The sequence below is a fragment of the Bradyrhizobium tunisiense genome, from assembly GCF_042263385.1.
Lineage (GTDB): Bacteria > Pseudomonadota > Alphaproteobacteria > Rhizobiales > Xanthobacteraceae > Bradyrhizobium > Bradyrhizobium tunisiense.
Window position 1 is genome coordinate 109,129 of the sequence record NZ_JBHLEV010000008.1, and the last position, 19,049, is coordinate 128,177.

Consider the following 19,049-nt stretch of genomic DNA (forward strand, 5'->3'; position numbering starts at 1 on the left):
CATCGTCACAGGATGGTCGCGTATTTATTGACCAGCAGGATGTCCTCGACGGCCTGGATGTCCTTCTGCGATGACAGCGTGATCTCCTCGACGGCTGCGTGGAGGTCGCAGCCTTCGCGCAGCACGCGGTCGTAGATCTGTCGTCGCCGGGCCTCGTCGGGTGGCAACATGAAGATGCTGTAGAGGATCAACCCCTTCAGGCGGGGCAGCTCGTCCAGGATGTCCTCGAGCACCATGTAGCTGCCGGGCATGATGTGCTCGACGGCGCTGAGCAGAAATTGCAGGTTTTTCCGCCGCGCGTAGTCGCGAATCACGATGTTCTGGACGTGCTGCGGGGTGCGACTGCCGTTTAGCGGCCGCGCGCCGATATAGCCGCGATGTCCGGCTCGCTCAGCCATGGAAGCCCCCCGGCAGCTTGTATTGCATGCCGACCCGCGTCGCCGGGCGCAGCAGGATCGGCTCGAAGAATTCGCCGAAGCGCTTATCCGCGTAGGGCGACATGATGCTCTTGAAGCGGCAATTCATGCTCCAGCGCGTGCCGGGCTCCTCGTTGACGCGATTACCGTGCATCAGGGTCTGATTGAACAGCATCACGTGACCGTAGGGAATCTCGATGAAGGTCGCGTGCGGCTTGATCGTCTTGTACAGCTCCTCGGCGCTGCGCAGGCTTGCCATCCGGTCCTGCATGTCACCGTTCAGCGACGGCGGCAGCAGATACATCGCCTTGGTGCTGTGGACGTCGACCAGCGGCACCCACACCACGACCTCAAACGGCGAGTCGCCCGACCAGACGTCGGAATGGGTGGCGAGCAGCGAGGAATCGTCGCCTGGCATCTGGATGCTGAGATTGACGCGGCGCTGCATGCAGAGCTCGTTGCCGACGATGGTCTCGATCGTCGAGCGTGCCAGACGGAAATAGGTCGGCCGGAACCACGGCTCGGCGTTGAGGCCATTGAAGACGTGCAGCCGCAGGCCGTTGAGATCGTCGACGCTCACCCGCGTGTGGATGCTGTCGAGCATCGCGTAGGGATCGTTGCTGTGCGGCAGCTTCAGATAGTCCGCCGCAAGCTCGGCGGCGCGCCGCTGGATCCGGTCGAGGCCGGCGCGGTCGTCCGCCGGCGTGGTGACGAAGCCGTGGTCGATGAAGCGCTGCGCCAGCGCCTGCTCGTCAGCCTGAAGGAAGTCCGTATCCGTCATGCAAAATACTCCCGGGCGGTCGCGCAGATATAGCTGATATCGGCGGCCGACAGGAACTGGTTGATCGGAAGCGTGAGGATCTGGTCCGCCTGTCGTTCCGTCACGGGGAACGCGCCGCGGCCGTGGCCCAGATGCGCCGCCGCCGGCTGCAGGTGGATCGGGACCGGATAGTGAATGGCGGTCTCGATGCCCTTGTCGGCAAGATATTTCTGGAAGTCGTTACGGCGGTCGGTCTGCACCACGAAGGTATGGAAGGTGTTGAACTCGATGTTGCGGCAGGGCGGAATGAACAGAGGGAGCCCTGCGAGCTCGGCGCGGTATTGCGCGGCGTTGCGCCGCCGTCGCTCGATCACCGATGGCAGGTTGCGCAGGCGAATGCGCAGCACTTCCGCCTGCAACGTGTCGAGCCGTGAGACGATGCCCCATTCCTGGACGTCGCTGCGGTTGATCAGACCGTGATTGCGCAGCCGGCGGATTCGCGCGGCGAGCTCGGCGTCGGCGGTGACGAGGAAGCCGGCATCGCCCGCGGCATTGAGATTCTTCAGGGGATGGGCGGAGAAGCAGCCGAACGTTCCGATGGTGCCGCTCATTCGGCCGTCATAGGTCGAGCCGACCGCCTGGGCGCTGTCCTCGATCACGGCGAGCGCGTGCTTGTCCGCGATCGCCATCAGCGGGGCCATGTCGGCCATGCGCCCGGTCAGATGCACCGGCATGATCGCCTTGGTGCGCGGCGTGACGGCGGCCTCGACCGCGGCCGGATCGATGTTCTGGTCCGGCAAGACGTCCGCAAACACCGGCGTCGCGCCGACCGCGACGATCGCGGCGGTCGATGCCACGAACGAATTCGGCGGGGTGATGACCTCGTCGCCGGGACCGATATTGAGCGCCCGCAAGGCGAGGATCAGCGCGTCGGTGCCGGAATTCAGCGTCACGACATGCGGCGAGCCGAGATAGGCGGACAATTCCTCTTCGAGTTTTCCAACGGCGGCTCCGCCGATGAAATCGCCGCGCTGGAACACGCCCTCGACCGCCTGCATGATCTCGGCGCGCTCTTCCTCGAACTGTGCGGGAAGATTGACGTAACCGATGCGCCGGCGGCCGGTGTCAGCGTCCATGGCAGAACTTCCTGACGGTCTCGATGACGCGATCCTGCTGGGCGCGCGTCAGATGCTGGTCGACGGGGAAGCTGATGACTTCCTTGGCGTGGCGGTCGGTGACCGGGAAGGTGCCGGGCGCGTAGCCGAGATGCCTGAGGCCTTCCTGCTGGTACAGCGGGATCGGATAATGGATCTTGGCCTCGATGCCGTTGTCCAGGCAATGTTGGTAGAGCTCGTCGCGGCGCTCGGCGAACATCATGTAGAGATGGTAGACGTGCTTCACGTTGGGCCGGCGCGGCGGGACGCGCAGGCCGGGCAGGCCGGCAAGGCCGGCGTCGTAATAGGCCGCATTCTCGATCCGGCGCCGCGTGATCTCGCTGGTCTGGCCGATCAGCCAGTTGCCGACCACGGCCTGCAGGGAATCGAGCCGCGAGTTGCAGCCGAGGATCGCAATCTCGTCGCGATTCTTCATGCCGTGATTGCGGATCAGACGGAGCTTTTCGTTCATGCCGTCGTCATTGGTGACGACGACGCCGGCATCGCCCCAGACATTGAGGTTCTTGAGCGGATGCAGGGAGAAGCCGGCCGCGATGCCGTGGGTGCCGGAGCGCTTGCCCGCAAACTCGGAGAGGATGCCCTGGCACGCATCCTCGACGACGGGCAGGTTGTGGCGCTGCGCGATCGGCATCAGCTTGCCCATGTCGGTGACCTCGCCGGTCAATTGGACCGGCATGATCGCTTTGGTCTTCGCAGTGATGGCGGCCTCGACCTGGTCGACATTCATGCAGAAGGAATCGTCGCAGTCGACCAGCACCGGCGTCGCGCCGGTTTCCGCGATCGCGCCGACAGTGGCGATGAACGTGTTGGCGGCGGTGATGACCTCGTCGCCATGGCCGATGCCGAGCGCCTTGAGCGGAAGCTTGAGTGCATCGGTACCGGATCCGACGCCGATGGCGTGACGCACGCCGATCAGCTCGGCAAAGCGCTTCTCGAATTCGGCAACCGGCTTGCCAAGGGTGAAGTCCCCGGTCGCTACCAGACGGCCGATCTCGGCCAGGATCGGAGCGGGGTCGGAAAATTGCTCGAGCAGATAGGAATATCGAACGTCGTACATGTGACCCGTCAGGTGGAATGGAGTTGAGGAGAGGGGGTGTGCGAGGCGGCATGCGCGCGCTCGATCGAGGTCGCGATCGCGGCCGCGGAAAGTCCGTGCTTCTTCAGCAGAGAGTCCTGCGAGCCGTAATTGTGCATGAAGCGGTCCGGCAGCGACAGCCGCAGCATCGCCGGCAGGCCCGAACCGAGCTTGTCGATCAGCGTCTCGGCAACCGCGCTGCCGAGGCCGCCGGAGGGCACGTGCTCCTCCAGCGTTGCCAGGAGCTTGACGCCGCGGATCGCCTGCAGCAGCGCTTCGGTGTCGAGCGGCTTCACGGTGTGCATGTGCAAAATACCGGCGCGAATGCCTTGCGCGGCCAGCAGGTCGGCTGCAGCGATGGCGCGCTGAAGCATGATGCCGGTCGTCACCATGAGGACGTCGCCGGGCGGCCGCATCAGGATGGCCTTGCCGATCTCAAAGCCGTGCTCGGCCTTCGAGACGATCGCGTCGCCGCCCTTGCCGAGCCGGATATAGATCGGTCCGGTCCAGTCGAGCGTCTTGTCCATCATGCGCGCGGCCTCGTCGGCGTCGCACGGGCAGATCACCGTCATGTTCGGCAGCGCCCGCATGATGGCGATGTCCTCGATCGCCTGGTGCGTGGGGCCGAGCGGTGCGTAGACGAGCCCGCCGCCATTGGCGATCAACCGCACCGGCAGGTTGTGCAGGCAGAGATCGACCGCCACCTGCTCGTAGCAGCGGCGGGTGAGGAAGGTCGCGATGGTGTTGACGTAGGGCACGAAGCCTTCCATCGCGAGACCGGCCGACATGCCGATGATGTGCGCTTCCGAAATGCCCTCGATCAGATGGCGCTTGGGGAATTCCTTGCTCATCGCGCGCAAGGTGCCGGCGCCGGGATCGGAGCCGATGTAAAGCACTCGCTCGTCGCGTGTGGCGAGCTTGTGGACCATGTTCATCGCGGTGTTGCGCATGGGGAGCCGATCAAAAATCGCCGACGGCGACGCGGATGGCGTCGAGCTCGCTGTCGGTCAGCTTGTTCTTGTGATGCCAATCGGCGTTGGATTCTGCTGCCGGCAGACCCTTGCCCTTGACGGTATGGCAGATGATCGCGGTGGGCTTGCCCGGAACGGCCGGGACCTGCTTCAGCACGGTGCGCAGGGTGCCGACGTCGTGGCCGTTGAGCTCCTGAACTGCGAAGCCGAAGCTGCGCCATTTGTCCGCGAGCGGCTCCAGCGGCAGGACGTAATCGGTCGGGCCGTAGCTCTGGAGTTTGTTGTAGTCGATCATCGCGACCAGATTGTCGAGCCCGTGCTTGGCCGCGCCCATCGCGGCTTCCCACACCGATCCCTCGTTGATCTCGCCGTCGCCGAGCAGGACGAAGGTCCGGTAGCTGCGCTCGCGCATGCGTGCGGCGAGCGCAAGACCGACGCCGATCGACAGACCATGTCCGAGCGCACCGGTCGAGGCCTCGACGCCCGGCACCATGCCGTATTCGGGATGTCCGCCCAAGATACTGTCGGGGCCGCAAAAGCCGTCCAGCTCCGACAGCGGGAAGAAGCCGCGATCGGCGAGGAGCGCATAGAGCGCCAGACAACCGTGTCCCTTGCTGAGGATCGCGCGGTCGCGATCGGGATCGCGCGGGTTGTTCGGATCGATCCGCAGCACGTCGTCGTAGAGCACGCGCACCATCTCGATCAGCGACAAGGCCGGACCGACATGGCCGCGTCCAGCCGAACGGACAGAACCGAGGACCAGGCGGCGCAAATAAAGACTGCGCTCGTCCAGCGTGCAGGTGAGGGCGGCTTCAGCGTGGGGTGAGATCTGGATCACGTTGGCAAATCGTTTGATGGAGCCGGCGGGCTTTGTCGAGCTGGCCGGCAAGGCGGACCGTCAGATCGCCACCCTGCGCAGCCAGGGCGCGCCGGGAGCGGCTTTCCGGCAAATAAGCATTCAGGACAATCAGGCACCAAATCGCCCCGAACACAGGATACAGTACGTCACGGCGGATCGCAAACGCGTCATCCCCAGCCTCGAAGGCGTGCGAGAGCCGTTCGATCAATCGGTTCGCGCTGGCCTCCGGCAGATCGCTGCCCGGGTGAATCGCGGTGTCGGACACGAGCTTGACCGGATCGTCCCAGCCGAAATATTCGAAGTCGATGAAGCGCAGCCTGCCGTCTTCGGTGCGCAGCGCGTTGTGCAATCCGAAATCCGACGGGCTCAATGCGCGATGGGCGGGTGCCAGGTCCGCGGCGGGATCCCGGCCCAGTTCCGCGTAGCGTCGACGGAGCCGTTGAATGGCGGCGGCAGTGCTGGGAACCAGGTCGCGGTCGATGAACGCGCGCAGGTCCGGATGATCGTCCGAGGCCCGTCTCAGTCCGGCGAGACGCTGCTCGTACTGGGCGACGGCTTCCTCAGGCGAAAAGATGCTGGCTGAGGCGTTCCGCAAAGTCTGCGCGCCCTCGGCCTCGCGCAGCTTCTGCAATTCGATCAGGAAATCGGCCAGCTGATCGGCATCGCCGTTCTGGGGGCGCAGCACCGCCGCTTCGCCGTCAAACCATTGATACAGCGCGCAGCATGCATCCGCGTCCTTCGCGATCGGACGCGGTGTCGATGTGATGCCGTGGCGCGACAGAAACGACAAGGCGTCATATTCCTGTCCCAGGCGATCGCGCCCGTCGGACGGATATTGCTTGAGGGCGAGGGGCGGACCCTCCGTCATCTCCAGCCGAAACACTCGGTTATTGCCGCCGGACCGTGCCGGTTGGGCAGCCGCGACCTGTACCCCGGCGAGGCGGCTGCCGATCGAGATCGCATCCTGCGCGCTCAAATCCGGTTCGCTCATTGCGCGAACACTCCGCGGCTTATGCCCGCCCAGGTCGCGATCGGCTCGCAATGGCCGGGATGGGGCGGCCGCGACTGTGTGAACAGGATTGAGCGCGTCGCCCTCGGAAAATGCGGTTGCTCGAAGACGTCGACGAGATCGTCAATGAAGATATCGAGCTTGAGGCTCGCGAGCCGCTCGACCTTGGCTGCCAGCGTGTCCTCGAAATAGACATCGCCCGCCGCCAGCGCGGCTTCGGCGACGTCGATGAGGCCGGCGCCCTTCAGCCAGCCGCGCGCGGCCTCGCGCAGATCGACGCGCTCGGGATCCTGATGGCCGAACTGCGTCTTGTGACTGACGATGTAGACGCTCGTGCCGGTCTTGCGGCAGCTTGCGAGAAACTCGCGGACTCCAGGATAGATCTCGGCGCCGCCAATGCCCTTGCCGTAGACGAAGCCTTGCAGCCCCTGCCAGGCAAGCTCGCCGCCCGCGCGGGACCGCAAGAGATCCCGCACATCGGTCTTCAGCCCGACCCAGCCCTCCGGCACCAGCCCACGCTGGCGCGCGACGGCGGCAAAGACCTTGTCGTAGCAGATGATCGTGTTGTCGAAATCGATGCCGATCCGCACGCCGCTCACTTCAGGCTGATGTTCTGCATCATCTTGATGTTGAAGTACCGGGGATCGTTGAGCGAGTTCGGCAGGCGGCCGGCCCTGAAGGCGTCCACCAGTCCGGACACGGCCTGCTCGATGGTGTGCGTCGGCGCAAATCCGAGCTCGCGGCGGATCTTCTCCGAGGAGACATGGTAGGAGCGCAGATCGTCGGTCGGCTCGACGGCCACGTCGACGTTGCTTCCGACCACCGATTTGACGATGTCGGCGATCTTCATCAGCGAGTGGTTTTCGTAGCCGATATTGTAGATCTTGCCGTCGATCTTCGCGTCATCCTGCTGAAGCAGGAACAGATAGGCCGCCGACATGTCCTCGATGTGCAGATTGGGCCGCTTCTGCGTTCCGCCGAACACGCGGATACGGCCGGTGTTGACCGCAAGGTTGGTCAGGATGTTGACGACGACGTCGAGCCGCTGCCGCGGTGCGTAGCCGCAAACCGTGGCGGGACGAACCGTGCAGGTGACGAAGCCGGACGCGGCCTCGTCGGCGAGGTCGGTCTCGCACATCGCCTTGAACTTGGAGTAGTCCGTGAGCGGCTCGCAAGACAGCTCCTCGGTGACCTCGGCCTCGTCCTTGATGCCGTAGACGCTCGACGAGGAAGCGTAGATGAAGCGCTTGATGCCGGCTTTCTTCGCGGCGCGCACCATCGGACGGAAGCAGTCGTAGTTGATGGACTTGCCGAGCCCCGGATCCAGCTCGAACGAGGGGTCGTTGGAGATGCAGGCGAGGTGGATCACCGCGTTGTTGCCGCGCAGGGCCTCGTTGATCGCGGCCTCGTCGCGGATGTCGCCCTTGATCAGGCGCAGGTTCGGATTGTCGCGTACGGCGTTGAAGACGTCGTCACCGTACATGAAGAGGTCGAGCACGGTGACCTTGTGTCCGGCCGCCAGCAGCCGGGGAACCAGCACGCTGCCGACATAGCCGGCGCCACCGGTGACCATCACGTTCCATTTCTGATCAATCACTGTCGTTCTCCAGATTCTTTTATCGCGCTACTTCAACAACGCGGTGACAAACTTGACCAGCGGCGCCTTTTCGACCGAGCTGCGGTGACCGACGATGCCGACCTTGATCGCGCCCGCCGCGTTGCCGATGAAGGCGACGTCCTCGATATTGCCGCCGGCCGCCACCAGCGGCGCCGTAATCGTCAGGAAGGCATCGCCGGCGCCGACCGTGTCCACCACGGTCTTGGTGAAAGCGGGCACGCGCGCGACGCCTGTCTTCGACGAGAAGGGGTAGCAGCCGAAGGAGCCGTGCGTGATGATCATGTTGTCGCAATCGATCTTGCCGTGCAGGCCGTCCTCGATCACCGATGCGATATCGTTGAATTTGTCGGTCGCGGCCAGGCGCGCTTCCGGCGCGTCGATGCAGACGTAGTCGGCCCGCGGATACTTCGTGATCAGATTGTAGCCATGGTTGCCGCTGTTGCTCTGGGCGTTGACCGCCAGGAACTTGGAATTCGCGATCAACGTGTCGATCGTGCTGGGTGCGATCATCCCGTGACCGAAATCGGTGACGATGACCACGTCCCCGCCGCGCACGCGTTCAGCTGTGACCTTGTCGATCTCCCTGCGCGTGGTCTCGTCCAGCGGCGTGTCGTCCATGGTGTAGACTTCGAACAGCTTGTGCAGATAGCCCATCTCGACGTACCGCAATTTGCGCGTCGTAGGGCGGCCCTGAATGCGGATCGACGTGAGCGTGACATTCGGCCGAACATGCGCGCGAATGAATTCTTCGGGGTAGTCGTTGCCACCCAGCGTCGTGACGATCTCCACCGACTTGCAGAAGCTCGCCACGTGATTGGCTGCGGCAATGACGCCGCCGGCAAATTGCTCGCCATTCCTGAACAGCGTCGCGACGATGTTCTCCTTCGAGGCCTTCCCGAGCGCCGTGACGTACTGGTATTCGTCGATGATGGTATCGCCGACCAGGACGACGTGCATGTCCTGGATCTTGTCGATCAGCTTCAGCAGGCGTTCGGCGCCGCCGCCTTCGCGCACCTTCTGGAGGTAGTCGCGCAGAGGTGGATCGTAGATGTCGAAGTAGCGGTTCAGCAGCGACGACGAGCTGAACGTCACGTCGCGCGTGAAGACGACTCGCCCGCCATGACGTTCGACCGCCTCGCGTTCGGTGGCGATCTTGCCGGTGACGTCATCCTCGGGGTTTTCGTAGTCCGAGCCCTTCACGTAGATGTCGGGGCGCACGGTATCGAGGACCGGCTCTGCGCTGGACGTCCGGTTGATGCCGACCCAGTCGACCGTGCCGAGCGCGGCGAGCATCTCGGCGCGCATGTTCTCCGGAAAGATCGGCCGTCCCGGACCCTTGTTGACGAAGCGGTCGGCGGTGATGGTCACGATGACCACGTCGGCCTCGTTGCGCGCCGCCAGGATGTGCCGGACGTGGCCGAGGTGCACGAGATCGAACACGCCGTGGCAGAGCGCGACCGTCAGGCCCTTGGCCTGCGCGGCGCGCGCAACCTCGCCGAGCTCCTCGATCGACTTGATCTTGTCGTGCGGTGCCGGATGGCCGGTCGGCTTGTCTGGAGCATTACCCATATGAATTACCCAAAGCGCCGGCAGGTCTCAGATGGCCGGCCCGAAATTGATCGACTCGCAGCAACGATATCCCGCGAGCCTGTTCAAGAGCTTGCCTTCGGCGAGCTCTTGTCGTCACCGAGATATTTGAACCAGTCCTTGGTGGCGTCGGCGATCTTGTCGACCGTCCACAGCGGAGCGTCCTTGTACTGATCCATCGATTTCAGCATCGTCGCAACGCCGTCCTCGAACTTCACCTTCGGCGTCCAGTTCAGGACCCGCTTGATCTTGGTGATGTCGGCGTAGGTGCAATCGGGCTCGCCCGGACGCTTGGGAATGTGGACCTTGTCGCCGCCGAGAAGCTCGACCAGCCGGTTGACGCTGTAGGTGTTGTCCGAGCCGACATTAAATATCTCGTGCGAAATATCGGAGCGCGCTGCGGTCACGAAGGCGTCCGCGACGTCGCTGACGAAGGTGAAGTCCCGCGTCTGCTCGCCGTCGCCGACCACCGTGAAGGGCTTGCCGGCGAGCTTCTGCGCCATGAACACGCCGAACACGGCACCGTAAGTGCCGGTGGTGCGATGGCGCGGCCCATACACGTTGAACAGGCGCAGCGCGACCGCGGGCAGCTTGTAGACCCGGCACCAGTGCATGGCGCACTGCTCGCCGAGATTCTTGGTAAGCGCGTAGGGATACATCGGCCGGATCTCGGCGCTCTCGGGCGTCGGATAGGCGTCGGGAATACCGTAGCAGGACGAGGATGCCGCGTAGACGAAGCGCTTGGCGCCAGCGTGCCGTGCCGCCTCGAGAACGTTGACCGTGCCGTCGACATTGGCGCGATGATACGGGATCGGGGACTCGATCGAGGGAACGATGTCGGCAAGTGCCGCGAGGTGGAAGACCCAGTCGACACCGTGGAAATACGGCTTGATGGATTCGAGGTCGGTGACGTCAGCCCGCACGACCTTCAACTGGCTCGAATTGGCGCGCGAGGCCAGATTTTCGGGGCGGCCGATCACGAAATTATCGAGCGCGACGACCTCGTGGCCATCATCGAGGAGGCGATCGACGAGGTGACTTCCGATGAAACCTGCGCCACCGGTGACAATGCATTTCATGGGGAACATCCGTGACGCGAATGCCCAGCGAAACAGGCCCGCCAATGTTAAGTGAAACCCGAAAGCCGACTATCAGCCGCTCGCCGACTTTGCAAGCATTATACCTTTGCAATCCCTAGTAATAGCCGGTATCAGGGCGTCATGTTGCAGCCGAGCCGCCAGCCCATGCCTGTCGAGTCCGTCGATCCCGATCACAAGGCTTTTCTCGACGATTACGTGGGGCGCCTCCATCGCGCGACGGCGGTCGACGACGGCGTTCTTGCCTCGATCTCGGCTACGCGCGCCACCTGGTTGCGCACGCGCGAGCAGGGCGGCCGCGTCATCTTCATCGGTAACGGCGGCTCGGCCGGCATCGCCTCTCATCTGGCGATCGATCTTGCGAAGAACGCATCGGTGCCTGCGCTCTGCTTCAGCGACGCGAGCATGATGTCGTGCCTAGCCAACGATTATGGGTTCGAGGCTTGGATCGCGCACGCCGTGCGGCTGAACGCCCGTGCCGGCGACTGCCTCGTCGCGATCAGCTCGTCGGGACGCTCGAAGAACATCCTCAATGCGGTGGCGCAGGCGAAGACGATGAAGCTTGATGTGATCACGCTGTCGGGGATGAATGTGGACAATCCCCTGCGCAATCTCGGCGATGTCAATTTCTGGGTCGACAGCCGCAGCTACAACATTGTCGAGACCACGCACCAGTTCTGGATGATGGCCGCGATCGACCTCGTCATCGGTCGCGCGGAATATCCGGCATCCTGAGGCGGGCACCGGATGCAGTCGCGGTTCAAACAGGCGGCCCTGTTTTCGGTAAAGCTGCTGCTGTCGATCGCCGTGCTGGTCTACATCGCGCGCGGTCTCGACCTGCAACAATTGCGCAACCATATCGTCTCGGTCGATCCTTTCCTGTTTGTCCTCGCGCTGGCGCTGATCTTCTTCCAGACCTTCGTGCTCAACGGCCGGTGGGCGCTGATCATGCGCGCGCTGGGCGTGTCGCTGGACTGGCTCGCGGGCTGGCGCATCCTCATGATCAGCCTCTGGTTCAATCAGGTGTTGCCCTCGTCGGTCGGCGGGGACGCGGTGCGGATGTGGCTGCTGCGCCAGCGTGGCGTGCAGTGGCCGGAGGCGGTCAAGGGCGTCGCGGCCGACCGTTTCACGGCATTGATCGGGTTGATCGTGCTGATGGTGGCCGGATTGCCGTTGCTGCTGTCTCGCGTGTCCAATCAGGCCGCGATCCTGGCAATCGGCGGGCTGACTCTGGCAGGCGTCGCCGGTACCTTGGTCCTGTTGACGCTCGACCGTCTGCCCAAGCGCCTCATTGCGCATCCGGCGATCGCGAGCTTCGTTCGGTTCGGAGCACTGGTGAGATTTCTTCTGCTGCAGTCCGAGCGCCGCGCTCTGCTGTTCGGATCGGCGCTTCTCATCCATCTCGTGACCGCGGCCGCCTGCTACGCCCTGGCGCGCGGTGTCGGAGCGCAGCTCTCGGTGCTGGACGCCGTCGTCCTGATTCCGCCGGTGGTGCTGTTGACGGCCGTCCCGATCTCAATCAGCGGCTGGGGCGTTCGCGAGGGTGCGATGGTCGCCTGCCTCGGTCTGGCGGGCGTGCCTTCCGAGGAAGCGCTGTCGGTTTCGCTCCTGCTGGGCGCCATCAGCGTGATCATCGGGCTCGTCGGCGGTGCGATCTGGCTGGCAAGTCCGGAGCGCGGCTCGTATTCCGCGGACAAGGCTGCCAAGGCGGCGGAGGAAGCTCCCAGCTACGGGCTGGGGAAGGAAGTCTCGAGCCACCCATGACCCGTTTGAGCCCATTGCTGCAGGTCTGGTTTTCACAGGGTGGGATTGCCTCACCCGCCCGCGCATCTCATTTTTCGGTTCCACGATGAAAAATCTGTTCTACGTCCGCCAAACCTGCCGCCTCTGTCATTCGGACAAGCAGGAGCTGGTCGTCCCGATGGCAGGCATGCCCATCGGCACGCCGAACTTCCAGGTCCCGGACGCCAGCGTCGACGATCCCGTCTTCCGGGCCGCGGTGCCGATGGCGCTGCATCTGTGCCGGGATTGCGGTCACCTGCAGATTCTCCATGTCGGCAATCCCGAGATCCAATACCGCAACTACGTCTACACCACCTCGCTCTCGCTCGGCCTGCGGGAGCACTTCGCCGGTTATGCGAACGACGTCGTCAGCCGCTTCGGCATCGCGCCGGGCTCGCTGGTCGTCGAGCTCGGCAGCAACGACGGATCGTTGCTCGGCTTCTTCAAAGAACGCGGCATGCGGGTGCTGGGTGTCGATCCCGCCGTCGACATCGCGCGGCGCGCGACCGAGGCAGGGATCGAGACCATCGGCGATTTCTTCACCGATGCCATCGGTCACCGCATCCTGCAGAGCCATGGCGCGGCGAGCGTCGTGATCGCCAACAACATGATCGCCAATGTCGACAATCTCGATCCGCTGGTGATCGGGGTTCGCGACGTGCTCGCGCCGGACGGGTTGTTCGTCTTCGAAACGCAATACGGCGTCGACGTCACCGAGAAGAACCTGCTCGACACCGTCTATCACGAGCATCTGTCGTATTTTAACATCAAGCCGCTGATCCGTTTCTTTGCCCGGCTCGGCATGGAGCTGATCGACGTCCAGCACATCTGGACCAAGGGTGGCTCGATCCGCGTGACGGTGCAGCGCGCCGGCGGTGCCAAGAAACCGTCGGCCGAGGTCGCGCGCTTCGTTGCCGAGGAAGAACGGCTCGGTGTCGATCAGCCAGCCTATTATGCGCCCTACGTGAAGAGGATCGCCGCGATCCGCGACGAGTTGGTCGCGATGGCCGATGCCGCCCATGCGCGCGGGCAGCTCGTTGCCGGCTACGGCGTCTCCGTCGGCACCACAACTCTGCTGCCGCAGTTCGGCCTGGAGAGCAAAATCGACTTCCTCGTGGACGACGACCCCAAGAAGGGGAACGTGATGGCCGGCCCGGGTTACGACATCCCGATCCTGCCGCCTGCCGCCCTTTACGAGCGCAAGCCGGCATTCGTCGTTGTCTTCGCCTGGCGCTATGTCGACCCGATCCGGGCCAAGCACGCCCGCTATTTCGCCGAAGGTGGAAAATTCGTGGTTCCGCTGCCGGGCATTTCGATGGTCGACCGGGCCGACTGACCGCGTTTGGGCAGGCAAGGGGCAGGGCGCCAGGCTGGCCCCGGCACCAGCAGATCATCGGACCGGTAAAGCTTTGATTCGCTTGGAATCTGCCGGAGCCCGGTGCGGATCAGGGGGCTTGGCGGGCCCGCCGCTATCTTGACCTTTGGTCCCATCCGCAGTAGATACCCCGCACTCGCAGCCGGCCCGTTAGACGCGGATCTCCGGCGCGGCTTTGAAATCCCCGAACAATCGAGCCCGGTTTCCGGCTCATCCTTCGCGACAGAGGGCTGGGCCAACGGCGGCTGTTCGGATCCCTGAAATTCAATCGCGTCTGTCGACGGACGTTGGACATCAAAACGATGGCAGTCAGCCCGTTCAAGTTCTTGCAGGAAGTGCGCTCGGAGACGGCCAAGGTCACCTGGCCGACCCGCCGCGAGACCACGATCACCACCATCATGGTGTTCGTCATGGTCGCCGTGGCCTCGATCTTCTTCTTCGCCGCCGACCAGATCATCCGTGTCCTCATCACCTTCCTTCTGGGCATTCACTGATGGCAACAGCAACCGCTCAACTGTCTGACAAGCGCTGGTACATCGTCCACGCCTATTCGAACTTCGAGAAGAAGGTCGCCGAATCGATCCGCGAGCAGGCCAAGCAGCGCGGGCTCGAGGAGCTGTTCGAGCTGGTGCTGGTGCCGACCGAGAAGGTCACGGAAGTGCGCCGCGGCCGCAAGATCGACGCCGAGCGCAAGTTCTTCCCGGGCTACGTGCTGGTGAAGATGAAGCTGACCGACGAGGCGTTTCATCTGATCAAGAACACGCCGAAGGTCACCGGCTTCCTCGGCGCCGAAAACAAGCCGATGCCAATCTCGGAGGCCGAAGCCATGCGCATCCTGCACCAGGTGCAGGAGGGCGTGGAACGGCCGAAGGCGTCGGTGTCGTTCGAGATCGGCGAGAACGTGCGCGTGGCCGACGGCCCGTTCGCCTCGTTCTCGGGTGTCGTCGAGGAAATCGACGAGGCGCGCTCGCGCGTGAAGGTCGCGGTGTCGATCTTCGGCCGCGCCACGCCGGTCGAACTGGAATTCGGTCAGGTCGAGAAGGTCTGATCGGGTCGCGCGTGAAGCCGAAAAGCTTCGCGCAAAGAGAGGCCGTGGGAGGGAGAGGGCGGTTGCCAGCCGCATCCGACCCAGACCACGAACCTGAAACCGCCGGCCATGCCGGCACAACAGGAGTGATACATGGCAAAGAAAGTGACCGGATACCTGAAGCTTCAGGTCCCGGCCGGTGCGGCGAATCCTTCGCCCCCGATCGGTCCCGCGCTCGGTCAGCGCGGTCTCAACATCATGGAGTTCTGCAAGGCGTTCAACGCCCAGACCCAGAAGGAAGAGAAGAACACCCCGATTCCCGTCGTGATCACGATCTACGCCGATCGTTCGTTCACATTCGAGATGAAGACGCCCCCGATGTCGTTCTTCCTCAAGCAGGCCGCCAAGATCCAGTCCGGCTCGAAGGCGCCGGGCCGTGACAAGGCCGGCAAGGTGACCAAGGCGCAGGTGCGCGAGATCGCCGAGAAGAAGATGAAGGATCTGAATTGCGACTCGATCGAATCGGCCATGAAGATGGTCGAGGGCTCTGCCCGTTCGATGGGTCTGGAAGTGGCGGGGTAAGCGGCTATGGCAATCGGAAAGCGTTTGAACAAAGCCCGCGAAGGTGTTGATCGCGAAAAGCTTTATCCGCTCGCGGACGCCATCAAGATGGTCAAGGAACGCGCGAAAGCGAAGTTCGACGAGACCATCGAGGTCGCGATCAACCTCGGCGTTGATCCGCGTCACGCCGACCAGATGGTCCGTGGTGTCGTGACCTTGCCGAACGGCACGGGCCGTACGCTCCGCGTCGGTGTGTTCGCTCGTGGTGCCAAGGCTGATGAGGCCAAGGCTGCGGGTGCCGACGTCGTCGGCGCCGAAGACCTGGTCGAGAAGGTGCAGAACGGCTCGATCGATTTCGACCGCTGCATCGCCACCCCCGACATGATGCCGCTGGTCGGTCGCCTCGGTAAGGTGCTCGGCCCGCGCGGCCTGATGCCGAACCCGAAGATCGGCACCGTGACCATGGACGTCACCGGTGCGGTGAAGGGTGCCAAGGGCGGCTCGGTCGAGTTCCGCGTCGAGAAGGCCGGCATCCTGCAGGCCGGCGTCGGCAAGGCCTCGTTCACCGAGGAGAAGCTGGTCGAGAACATCAAGGCCCTGGCTGACGCTGTCACCAAGGCCAAGCCGGCCGGCTCCAAGGGCACCTACATCCAGCGCGTTGCCGTGTCCTCGACGATGGGCCCGGGCGTGAAGGTCGAGCCGGGCACCATTCTCGGCTGAGGTTTGGAAATTGCATGCGGCGAGGGGCGGAATCGGGCAACCGATTCCGCCCCTCGTCGTTTGTGAAGGCTTTCACCGGAAACAAGAACAATGGCTGACAAAGTCCTGATCTATTCGCGCTTTCCCAAGTCGATGATGGCGCGCTTCGCCGAGCGGTTCGATCTGCTCGACACCGGCGGCAAGCCCGCGAGGGAGGTGTTTTCGGCCGACGAGCTCGGCGGCGTCCGCGCGATGTTGACGGCGGGCGGCACGCCGCTCGGTGCGGAAGCGATGGATCTGTTCCCAAAGCTCGGCGCCATCGTCTGCTACGGCACGGGCTATGACGGTGTCGATCTGAAGGCGGCAGCCAGCCGCAACATCGCGGTCGGCCACAGCCCCGGCGCCAATGCGGCCTCGGTCGCCGATATCGCGATGACCCTGATGCTGGCGACGACGCGGCGGATCCTGGTCGCAGACCAGTATGTCCGCAGTGGCGACTGGGCCGCCTCGAAACAATCTCCGATGATGCGCCCGCAGGCCGGGATGCCCGGCCGCCGCATCGGCGTCTACGGGATGGGCGAGATCGGCCGCAAGATCGCGGCGCGCTGCGCCGCTTTCGAGAGCGAGGTCGGCTATTTCAGCCGGAGCAAATACGATCTGCCCTATCAATATTTCCCGTCGCTGGAGGCGCTGGCTGACTGGTGCAGCGTGCTGATGGTCGCGGTGCGGGCGGGGGCTGAGACCCAGCATGTCGTCAATGCCGACATCCTAATGCGGCTTGGGGCGGACGGTTACGTCGTCAACATCTCCCGCGGTTCCGTGATCGACGAGAACGCCCTCGTGGCGGCCCTGACCGAGAAGACCATCGCCGGCGCCGGCCTCGACGTCTTCGAGACGGAACCGCACGCGCCCGATGCGCTGACCGCGCTCTCCAACGTGGTGTTCGCCCCGCATATCGGCGGTCACACGCTCGAATCGCACGTTGCCATGCAAGCCTGTGTGCTGGCGAACCTGACCGCGTTCTTCGAGGGCAAGCCGCTGCCCTACGCGGTCAAATCGGCCTGAATCGGTCTTTATCGGCCTAGGTCAAGCCCCGCCGGCAACAGATTGGAACTGGTGTGAATTTTGCTCTTGGCAAGCAGGCTCCGAGCAGTTAAAGAGCCGCTTCCGGACGTGCCGGCCTCGGCTGGCGTGTTCGTGCACGCATTCAGAAAACCCGACACGACAGGAGATCATTCCTTTTCAGGACGTCCGCGAGGATTTGCCCGAAAAGGAAGGAAAACCCGTCGGTTGGTGGAATGCGGGCAGAGGTCGGACGGTTCGCCGGCTGACCTTGTCCTGTCCAAGACTGCAGGCGCCCGTGAGGAATTTCGATTTCTCAATGGCTTAATTGCATGGCCTGCATAGACGGGTGAAGACCGGATTTCACTTCGCATCCAGCTTTAGGGCTGGTTCGCGAAACGGGTCTGGTTCGGACCTCGACACGCCGTGGGCCCAAGGGCTCCCGGAGGGCAGGCTTTGAATCGTCGTTTTGCCCGGCGTGTCCTGGGGGGATTTGCCCCGAGGTTCAGGTTTGGGTGGGACGATGGGTGCAACCCGGCGGTCCCGCTTCCCGCGATGACCGCCAACCGGAGAGAGCTTGCTGTGGAACGAGCGGCAAAAAAAGAGGCGGTCGAACAGCTCAATGAGGTCTTCAAGACCACGAGCGTCGCGGTCGTTGCTCAATATTCCGGCCTGACCGTTGCCCAGATGCAGAAGCTGCGCATGCAGATGAAGCAGGCTGGTGCCTCGGTGAAGGTCTCGAAGAACCGTCTCGCCAAAATTGCTCTTGAAGGCACTGACGTCGTTGCCATCGGCCCCATGCTGAAGGGACCGACCGTGATCGCCACTTCGAACGATCCGGTAGCGGCGCCAAAGGTCGCCATCGAATTCGCCAAGACGAACGAAAAGTTCGTCATCGTCGGCGGCTCGATGGGGAAGACCGTCCTGAATGTCGACGGCGTGAAGGCGCTTGCCTCGCTGCCGTCGCTTGATGAACTGCGCGCCAAGATCGTCGGCCTGCTTGTGGCCCCGGCGACCAAGATCGCTCAGCTCGCCAATGCGCCCGCGGGCAAGCTCGCGCGCGTCATCCAGGCTCATGCCTCAAAGGGCGAAGCGGCCTGACGCCCTTCGCAAAACTCAAACCCGAACCAGACTTACACGTAAGGAAACTGAACAATGGCTGACTTGCAGAAGATCGTTGACGACCTCTCGAGCCTCACCGTGCTCGAAGCTGCTGAACTGGCGAAGCTCCTCGAAGAAAAGTGGGGCGTTTCGGCTGCCGCGGCCGTCGCCGTGGCCGGCCCGGCCGGTGGTGGCGCTGCCGCCGCTCCGGCTGAAGAGAAGACCGAGTTCACGGTTGTCCTGGCCTCGGCCGGCGACAAGAAGATCGAGGTCATCAAGGAAGTCCGCGCCATCACCGGCCTGGGCCTGAAGGAAGCAAAGGACCTCGTCGAGGGCGCGCCGAAGCCTGTCAAGGAAGGCGTGAACAAGGAAGAGGCCGACAAGATCAAGGTCCAGCTCGAGAAGGCTGGCGCGAAGGTCGAGCTCAAGTAAGCGGCGCTTGCTGCGAGATCCCGGGCGAGCGTCAGCGAAGCCCGGGACCTTGGCTTGCCCCTCAAAAGGGGCGAGCCGGATGCAAAAGGCGTGCGACGGAACGTTCCGACGCGGGTCAAACACGAAAAAGTGTGGGGATTTGCGGGTTTCACCCTCGAATCTGCATTATTGTCGCCCCATATCGGGTCGGCAGCACGAAAGCGCGGTGGGCAGGGATGCCGGATTTCCCTGTAAGCCGTTGGGAGAGCAAGCTATTTCGGGCTTTTGCAGTCCGTGAAGACGATGGTTGTGACGGGCGGGCGCGCAGCAGCGCCCCGCGCGTCGTTTTGCGTTTTGAAGGTCTGAAGAACAGATTCAGGACATTCTCGCCTGAAACTGAGTCTCCGGTCCCCAAAACGGGTTCGAAAAATTCAACCCGGGGAGCGGTGGCAGCCGCGTCCCGG

Annotated in this window: 21 protein-coding genes; 10 read left to right on the plus strand and 11 right to left on the minus strand. The window is 63.6% G+C overall.

What is annotated here, in order from left to right:
- Positions 1 to 5: 5 nt before the first annotated feature.
- The 11 genes from ACFDR6_RS28405 to ACFDR6_RS28455 all read right to left on the minus strand — a co-directional run bounded on the left by ACFDR6_RS28405 (position 6) and on the right by ACFDR6_RS28455 (position 10,549).
- Positions 6 to 398, minus strand: coding sequence for an LIC12192 family sporadic carbohydrate cluster protein (locus tag ACFDR6_RS28405; RefSeq protein WP_212092226.1), 393 nt, complete (start codon positions 396 to 398; stop codon positions 6 to 8).
- Positions 391 to 1,197, minus strand: a complete 807-nt coding sequence (locus ACFDR6_RS28410; RefSeq protein ID WP_212092225.1) for a sporadic carbohydrate cluster 2OG-Fe(II) oxygenase — start codon at positions 1,195 to 1,197, stop codon at positions 391 to 393. Before ACFDR6_RS28410 ends, ACFDR6_RS28405 begins: the two co-directional genes overlap by 8 nt.
- Entirely contained in the window at positions 1,194 to 2,312 is a 1,119-nt protein-coding gene (locus ACFDR6_RS28415; RefSeq protein ID WP_212092224.1) for a DegT/DnrJ/EryC1/StrS family aminotransferase, read from the minus strand. The genes ACFDR6_RS28410 and ACFDR6_RS28415 overlap by 4 nt, the downstream gene beginning before the upstream one ends.
- Positions 2,302 to 3,408, minus strand: coding sequence for a DegT/DnrJ/EryC1/StrS family aminotransferase (locus tag ACFDR6_RS28420; RefSeq protein ID WP_375860302.1), 1,107 nt, complete (start codon positions 3,406 to 3,408; stop codon positions 2,302 to 2,304). Before ACFDR6_RS28420 ends, ACFDR6_RS28415 begins: the two co-directional genes overlap by 11 nt.
- Before the next feature lie 8 nt (positions 3,409 to 3,416).
- A complete protein-coding gene (locus ACFDR6_RS28425; RefSeq protein WP_212092222.1) occupies positions 3,417 to 4,376 on the minus strand; it encodes a transketolase family protein in 960 nt (319 codons plus the stop codon).
- A gap of 10 nt (positions 4,377 to 4,386) precedes the next feature.
- The gene (locus tag ACFDR6_RS28430; RefSeq protein ID WP_212092221.1) at positions 4,387 to 5,235 is read right to left on the minus strand and encodes a transketolase; all 849 of its coding nucleotides are present in this window, start codon (positions 5,233 to 5,235) and stop codon (positions 4,387 to 4,389) included.
- Positions 5,210 to 6,247: an aminoglycoside phosphotransferase family protein gene (locus ACFDR6_RS28435; RefSeq protein WP_212092220.1), complete on the minus strand. Its 1,038-nt coding sequence runs from the start codon at positions 6,245 to 6,247 to the stop codon at positions 5,210 to 5,212. The genes ACFDR6_RS28430 and ACFDR6_RS28435 overlap by 26 nt, the downstream gene beginning before the upstream one ends.
- Positions 6,244 to 6,855, minus strand: coding sequence for an HAD family hydrolase (locus tag ACFDR6_RS28440; RefSeq protein WP_375860304.1), 612 nt, complete (start codon positions 6,853 to 6,855; stop codon positions 6,244 to 6,246). Before ACFDR6_RS28440 ends, ACFDR6_RS28435 begins: the two co-directional genes overlap by 4 nt.
- 5 nt (positions 6,856 to 6,860) lie before the next feature.
- Positions 6,861 to 7,862 (minus strand): NAD-dependent epimerase/dehydratase family protein, encoded by a 1,002-nt coding sequence (locus tag ACFDR6_RS28445; RefSeq protein WP_375860305.1) that lies wholly within the window; start codon positions 7,860 to 7,862, stop codon positions 6,861 to 6,863.
- Positions 7,863 to 7,889: 27 nt separating this feature from the next.
- Positions 7,890 to 9,452 (minus strand): PfkB family carbohydrate kinase, encoded by a 1,563-nt coding sequence (locus ACFDR6_RS28450; protein ID WP_212092217.1) that lies wholly within the window; start codon positions 9,450 to 9,452, stop codon positions 7,890 to 7,892.
- A gap of 83 nt (positions 9,453 to 9,535) precedes the next feature.
- Positions 9,536 to 10,549: an SDR family oxidoreductase gene (locus ACFDR6_RS28455; RefSeq protein ID WP_375860306.1), complete on the minus strand. Its 1,014-nt coding sequence runs from the start codon at positions 10,547 to 10,549 to the stop codon at positions 9,536 to 9,538.
- A gap of 51 nt (positions 10,550 to 10,600) precedes the next feature.
- Here ACFDR6_RS28455 and ACFDR6_RS28460 point away from each other — a divergent pair, with 51 nt between their 5' ends.
- The 10 genes from ACFDR6_RS28460 to rplL all read left to right on the plus strand — a co-directional run bounded on the left by ACFDR6_RS28460 (position 10,601) and on the right by rplL (position 18,606).
- Positions 10,601 to 11,302, plus strand: a complete 702-nt coding sequence (locus ACFDR6_RS28460) for an SIS domain-containing protein (RefSeq protein ID WP_375860308.1) — start codon at positions 10,601 to 10,603, stop codon at positions 11,300 to 11,302.
- Between the two features lie 12 nt (positions 11,303 to 11,314).
- Positions 11,315 to 12,331 (plus strand): lysylphosphatidylglycerol synthase transmembrane domain-containing protein, encoded by a 1,017-nt coding sequence (locus ACFDR6_RS28465; protein WP_212092214.1) that lies wholly within the window; start codon positions 11,315 to 11,317, stop codon positions 12,329 to 12,331.
- Between the two features lie 85 nt (positions 12,332 to 12,416).
- A complete protein-coding gene (locus ACFDR6_RS28470; protein WP_212092213.1) occupies positions 12,417 to 13,685 on the plus strand; it encodes a class I SAM-dependent methyltransferase in 1,269 nt (422 codons plus the stop codon).
- A 341-nt stretch (positions 13,686 to 14,026) separates the two neighbouring features.
- On the plus strand, positions 14,027 to 14,218 hold the full coding sequence (secE, locus tag ACFDR6_RS28475) for a preprotein translocase subunit SecE (RefSeq protein ID WP_007602984.1): 192 nt from the start codon (positions 14,027 to 14,029) through the stop codon (positions 14,216 to 14,218).
- Positions 14,218 to 14,772 (plus strand): transcription termination/antitermination protein NusG, encoded by a 555-nt coding sequence (gene nusG / locus ACFDR6_RS28480; RefSeq protein WP_007602985.1) that lies wholly within the window; start codon positions 14,218 to 14,220, stop codon positions 14,770 to 14,772. Before secE ends, nusG begins: the two co-directional genes overlap by 1 nt.
- Positions 14,773 to 14,904: 132 nt before the next feature.
- Complete coding sequence (rplK, locus tag ACFDR6_RS28485; protein WP_006611824.1) at positions 14,905 to 15,333, plus strand: 50S ribosomal protein L11; 429 nt, start codon at positions 14,905 to 14,907, stop codon at positions 15,331 to 15,333.
- 6 nt (positions 15,334 to 15,339) lie between these two features.
- Positions 15,340 to 16,032 carry a 50S ribosomal protein L1 gene (gene rplA / locus ACFDR6_RS28490; RefSeq protein ID WP_018322253.1) on the plus strand — a complete coding sequence of 231 codons (693 nt, stop codon included), beginning with the start codon at positions 15,340 to 15,342 and terminating at the stop codon, positions 16,030 to 16,032.
- Between the two features lie 90 nt (positions 16,033 to 16,122).
- The gene (locus ACFDR6_RS28495) at positions 16,123 to 17,076 is read left to right on the plus strand and encodes a 2-hydroxyacid dehydrogenase (protein ID WP_375860309.1); all 954 of its coding nucleotides are present in this window, start codon (positions 16,123 to 16,125) and stop codon (positions 17,074 to 17,076) included.
- A gap of 579 nt (positions 17,077 to 17,655) precedes the next feature.
- Positions 17,656 to 18,174, plus strand: a complete 519-nt coding sequence (gene rplJ / locus ACFDR6_RS28500; RefSeq protein ID WP_212092211.1) for a 50S ribosomal protein L10 — start codon at positions 17,656 to 17,658, stop codon at positions 18,172 to 18,174.
- A 54-nt stretch (positions 18,175 to 18,228) separates the two neighbouring features.
- Complete coding sequence (gene rplL, locus ACFDR6_RS28505) at positions 18,229 to 18,606, plus strand: 50S ribosomal protein L7/L12 (RefSeq protein ID WP_212092210.1); 378 nt, start codon at positions 18,229 to 18,231, stop codon at positions 18,604 to 18,606.
- Positions 18,607 to 19,049: the final 443 nt, after the last annotated feature.

Bases quoted from the DNA above. Each gene is read 5' to 3' on its own strand.
- rplA (WP_018322253.1), top strand. From the start codon at position 15,340: ATGGCAATCGGAAAGCGTTTGAACAAAGCCCGCGAAGGTGTTGATCGC.
- ACFDR6_RS28450 (WP_212092217.1), bottom strand. From the start codon at position 9,452: ATGGGTAATGCTCCAGACAAGCCGACCGGCCATCCGGCACCGCACGAC.
- ACFDR6_RS28455 (WP_375860306.1), bottom strand. From the start codon at position 10,549: ATGAAATGCATTGTCACCGGTGGCGCAGGTTTCATCGGAAGTCACCTC.
- nusG (WP_007602985.1), top strand. From the start codon at position 14,218: ATGGCAACAGCAACCGCTCAACTGTCTGACAAGCGCTGGTACATCGTC.
- ACFDR6_RS28420 (WP_375860302.1), bottom strand. From the start codon at position 3,408: ATGTACGACGTTCGATATTCCTATCTGCTCGAGCAATTTTCCGACCCC.
- ACFDR6_RS28465 (WP_212092214.1), top strand. From the start codon at position 11,315: ATGCAGTCGCGGTTCAAACAGGCGGCCCTGTTTTCGGTAAAGCTGCTG.
- ACFDR6_RS28425 (WP_212092222.1), bottom strand. From the start codon at position 4,376: ATGCGCAACACCGCGATGAACATGGTCCACAAGCTCGCCACACGCGAC.
- rplL (WP_212092210.1), top strand. From the start codon at position 18,229: ATGGCTGACTTGCAGAAGATCGTTGACGACCTCTCGAGCCTCACCGTG.
- ACFDR6_RS28405 (WP_212092226.1), bottom strand. From the start codon at position 398: ATGGCTGAGCGAGCCGGACATCGCGGCTATATCGGCGCGCGGCCGCTA.
- ACFDR6_RS28410 (WP_212092225.1), bottom strand. From the start codon at position 1,197: ATGACGGATACGGACTTCCTTCAGGCTGACGAGCAGGCGCTGGCGCAG.
- ACFDR6_RS28435 (WP_212092220.1), bottom strand. From the start codon at position 6,247: ATGAGCGAACCGGATTTGAGCGCGCAGGATGCGATCTCGATCGGCAGC.
- ACFDR6_RS28470 (WP_212092213.1), top strand. From the start codon at position 12,417: ATGAAAAATCTGTTCTACGTCCGCCAAACCTGCCGCCTCTGTCATTCG.
- secE (WP_007602984.1), top strand. From the start codon at position 14,027: ATGGCAGTCAGCCCGTTCAAGTTCTTGCAGGAAGTGCGCTCGGAGACG.
- rplK (WP_006611824.1), top strand. From the start codon at position 14,905: ATGGCAAAGAAAGTGACCGGATACCTGAAGCTTCAGGTCCCGGCCGGT.
- ACFDR6_RS28495 (WP_375860309.1), top strand. From the start codon at position 16,123: ATGGCTGACAAAGTCCTGATCTATTCGCGCTTTCCCAAGTCGATGATG.
- ACFDR6_RS28415 (WP_212092224.1), bottom strand. From the start codon at position 2,312: ATGGACGCTGACACCGGCCGCCGGCGCATCGGTTACGTCAATCTTCCC.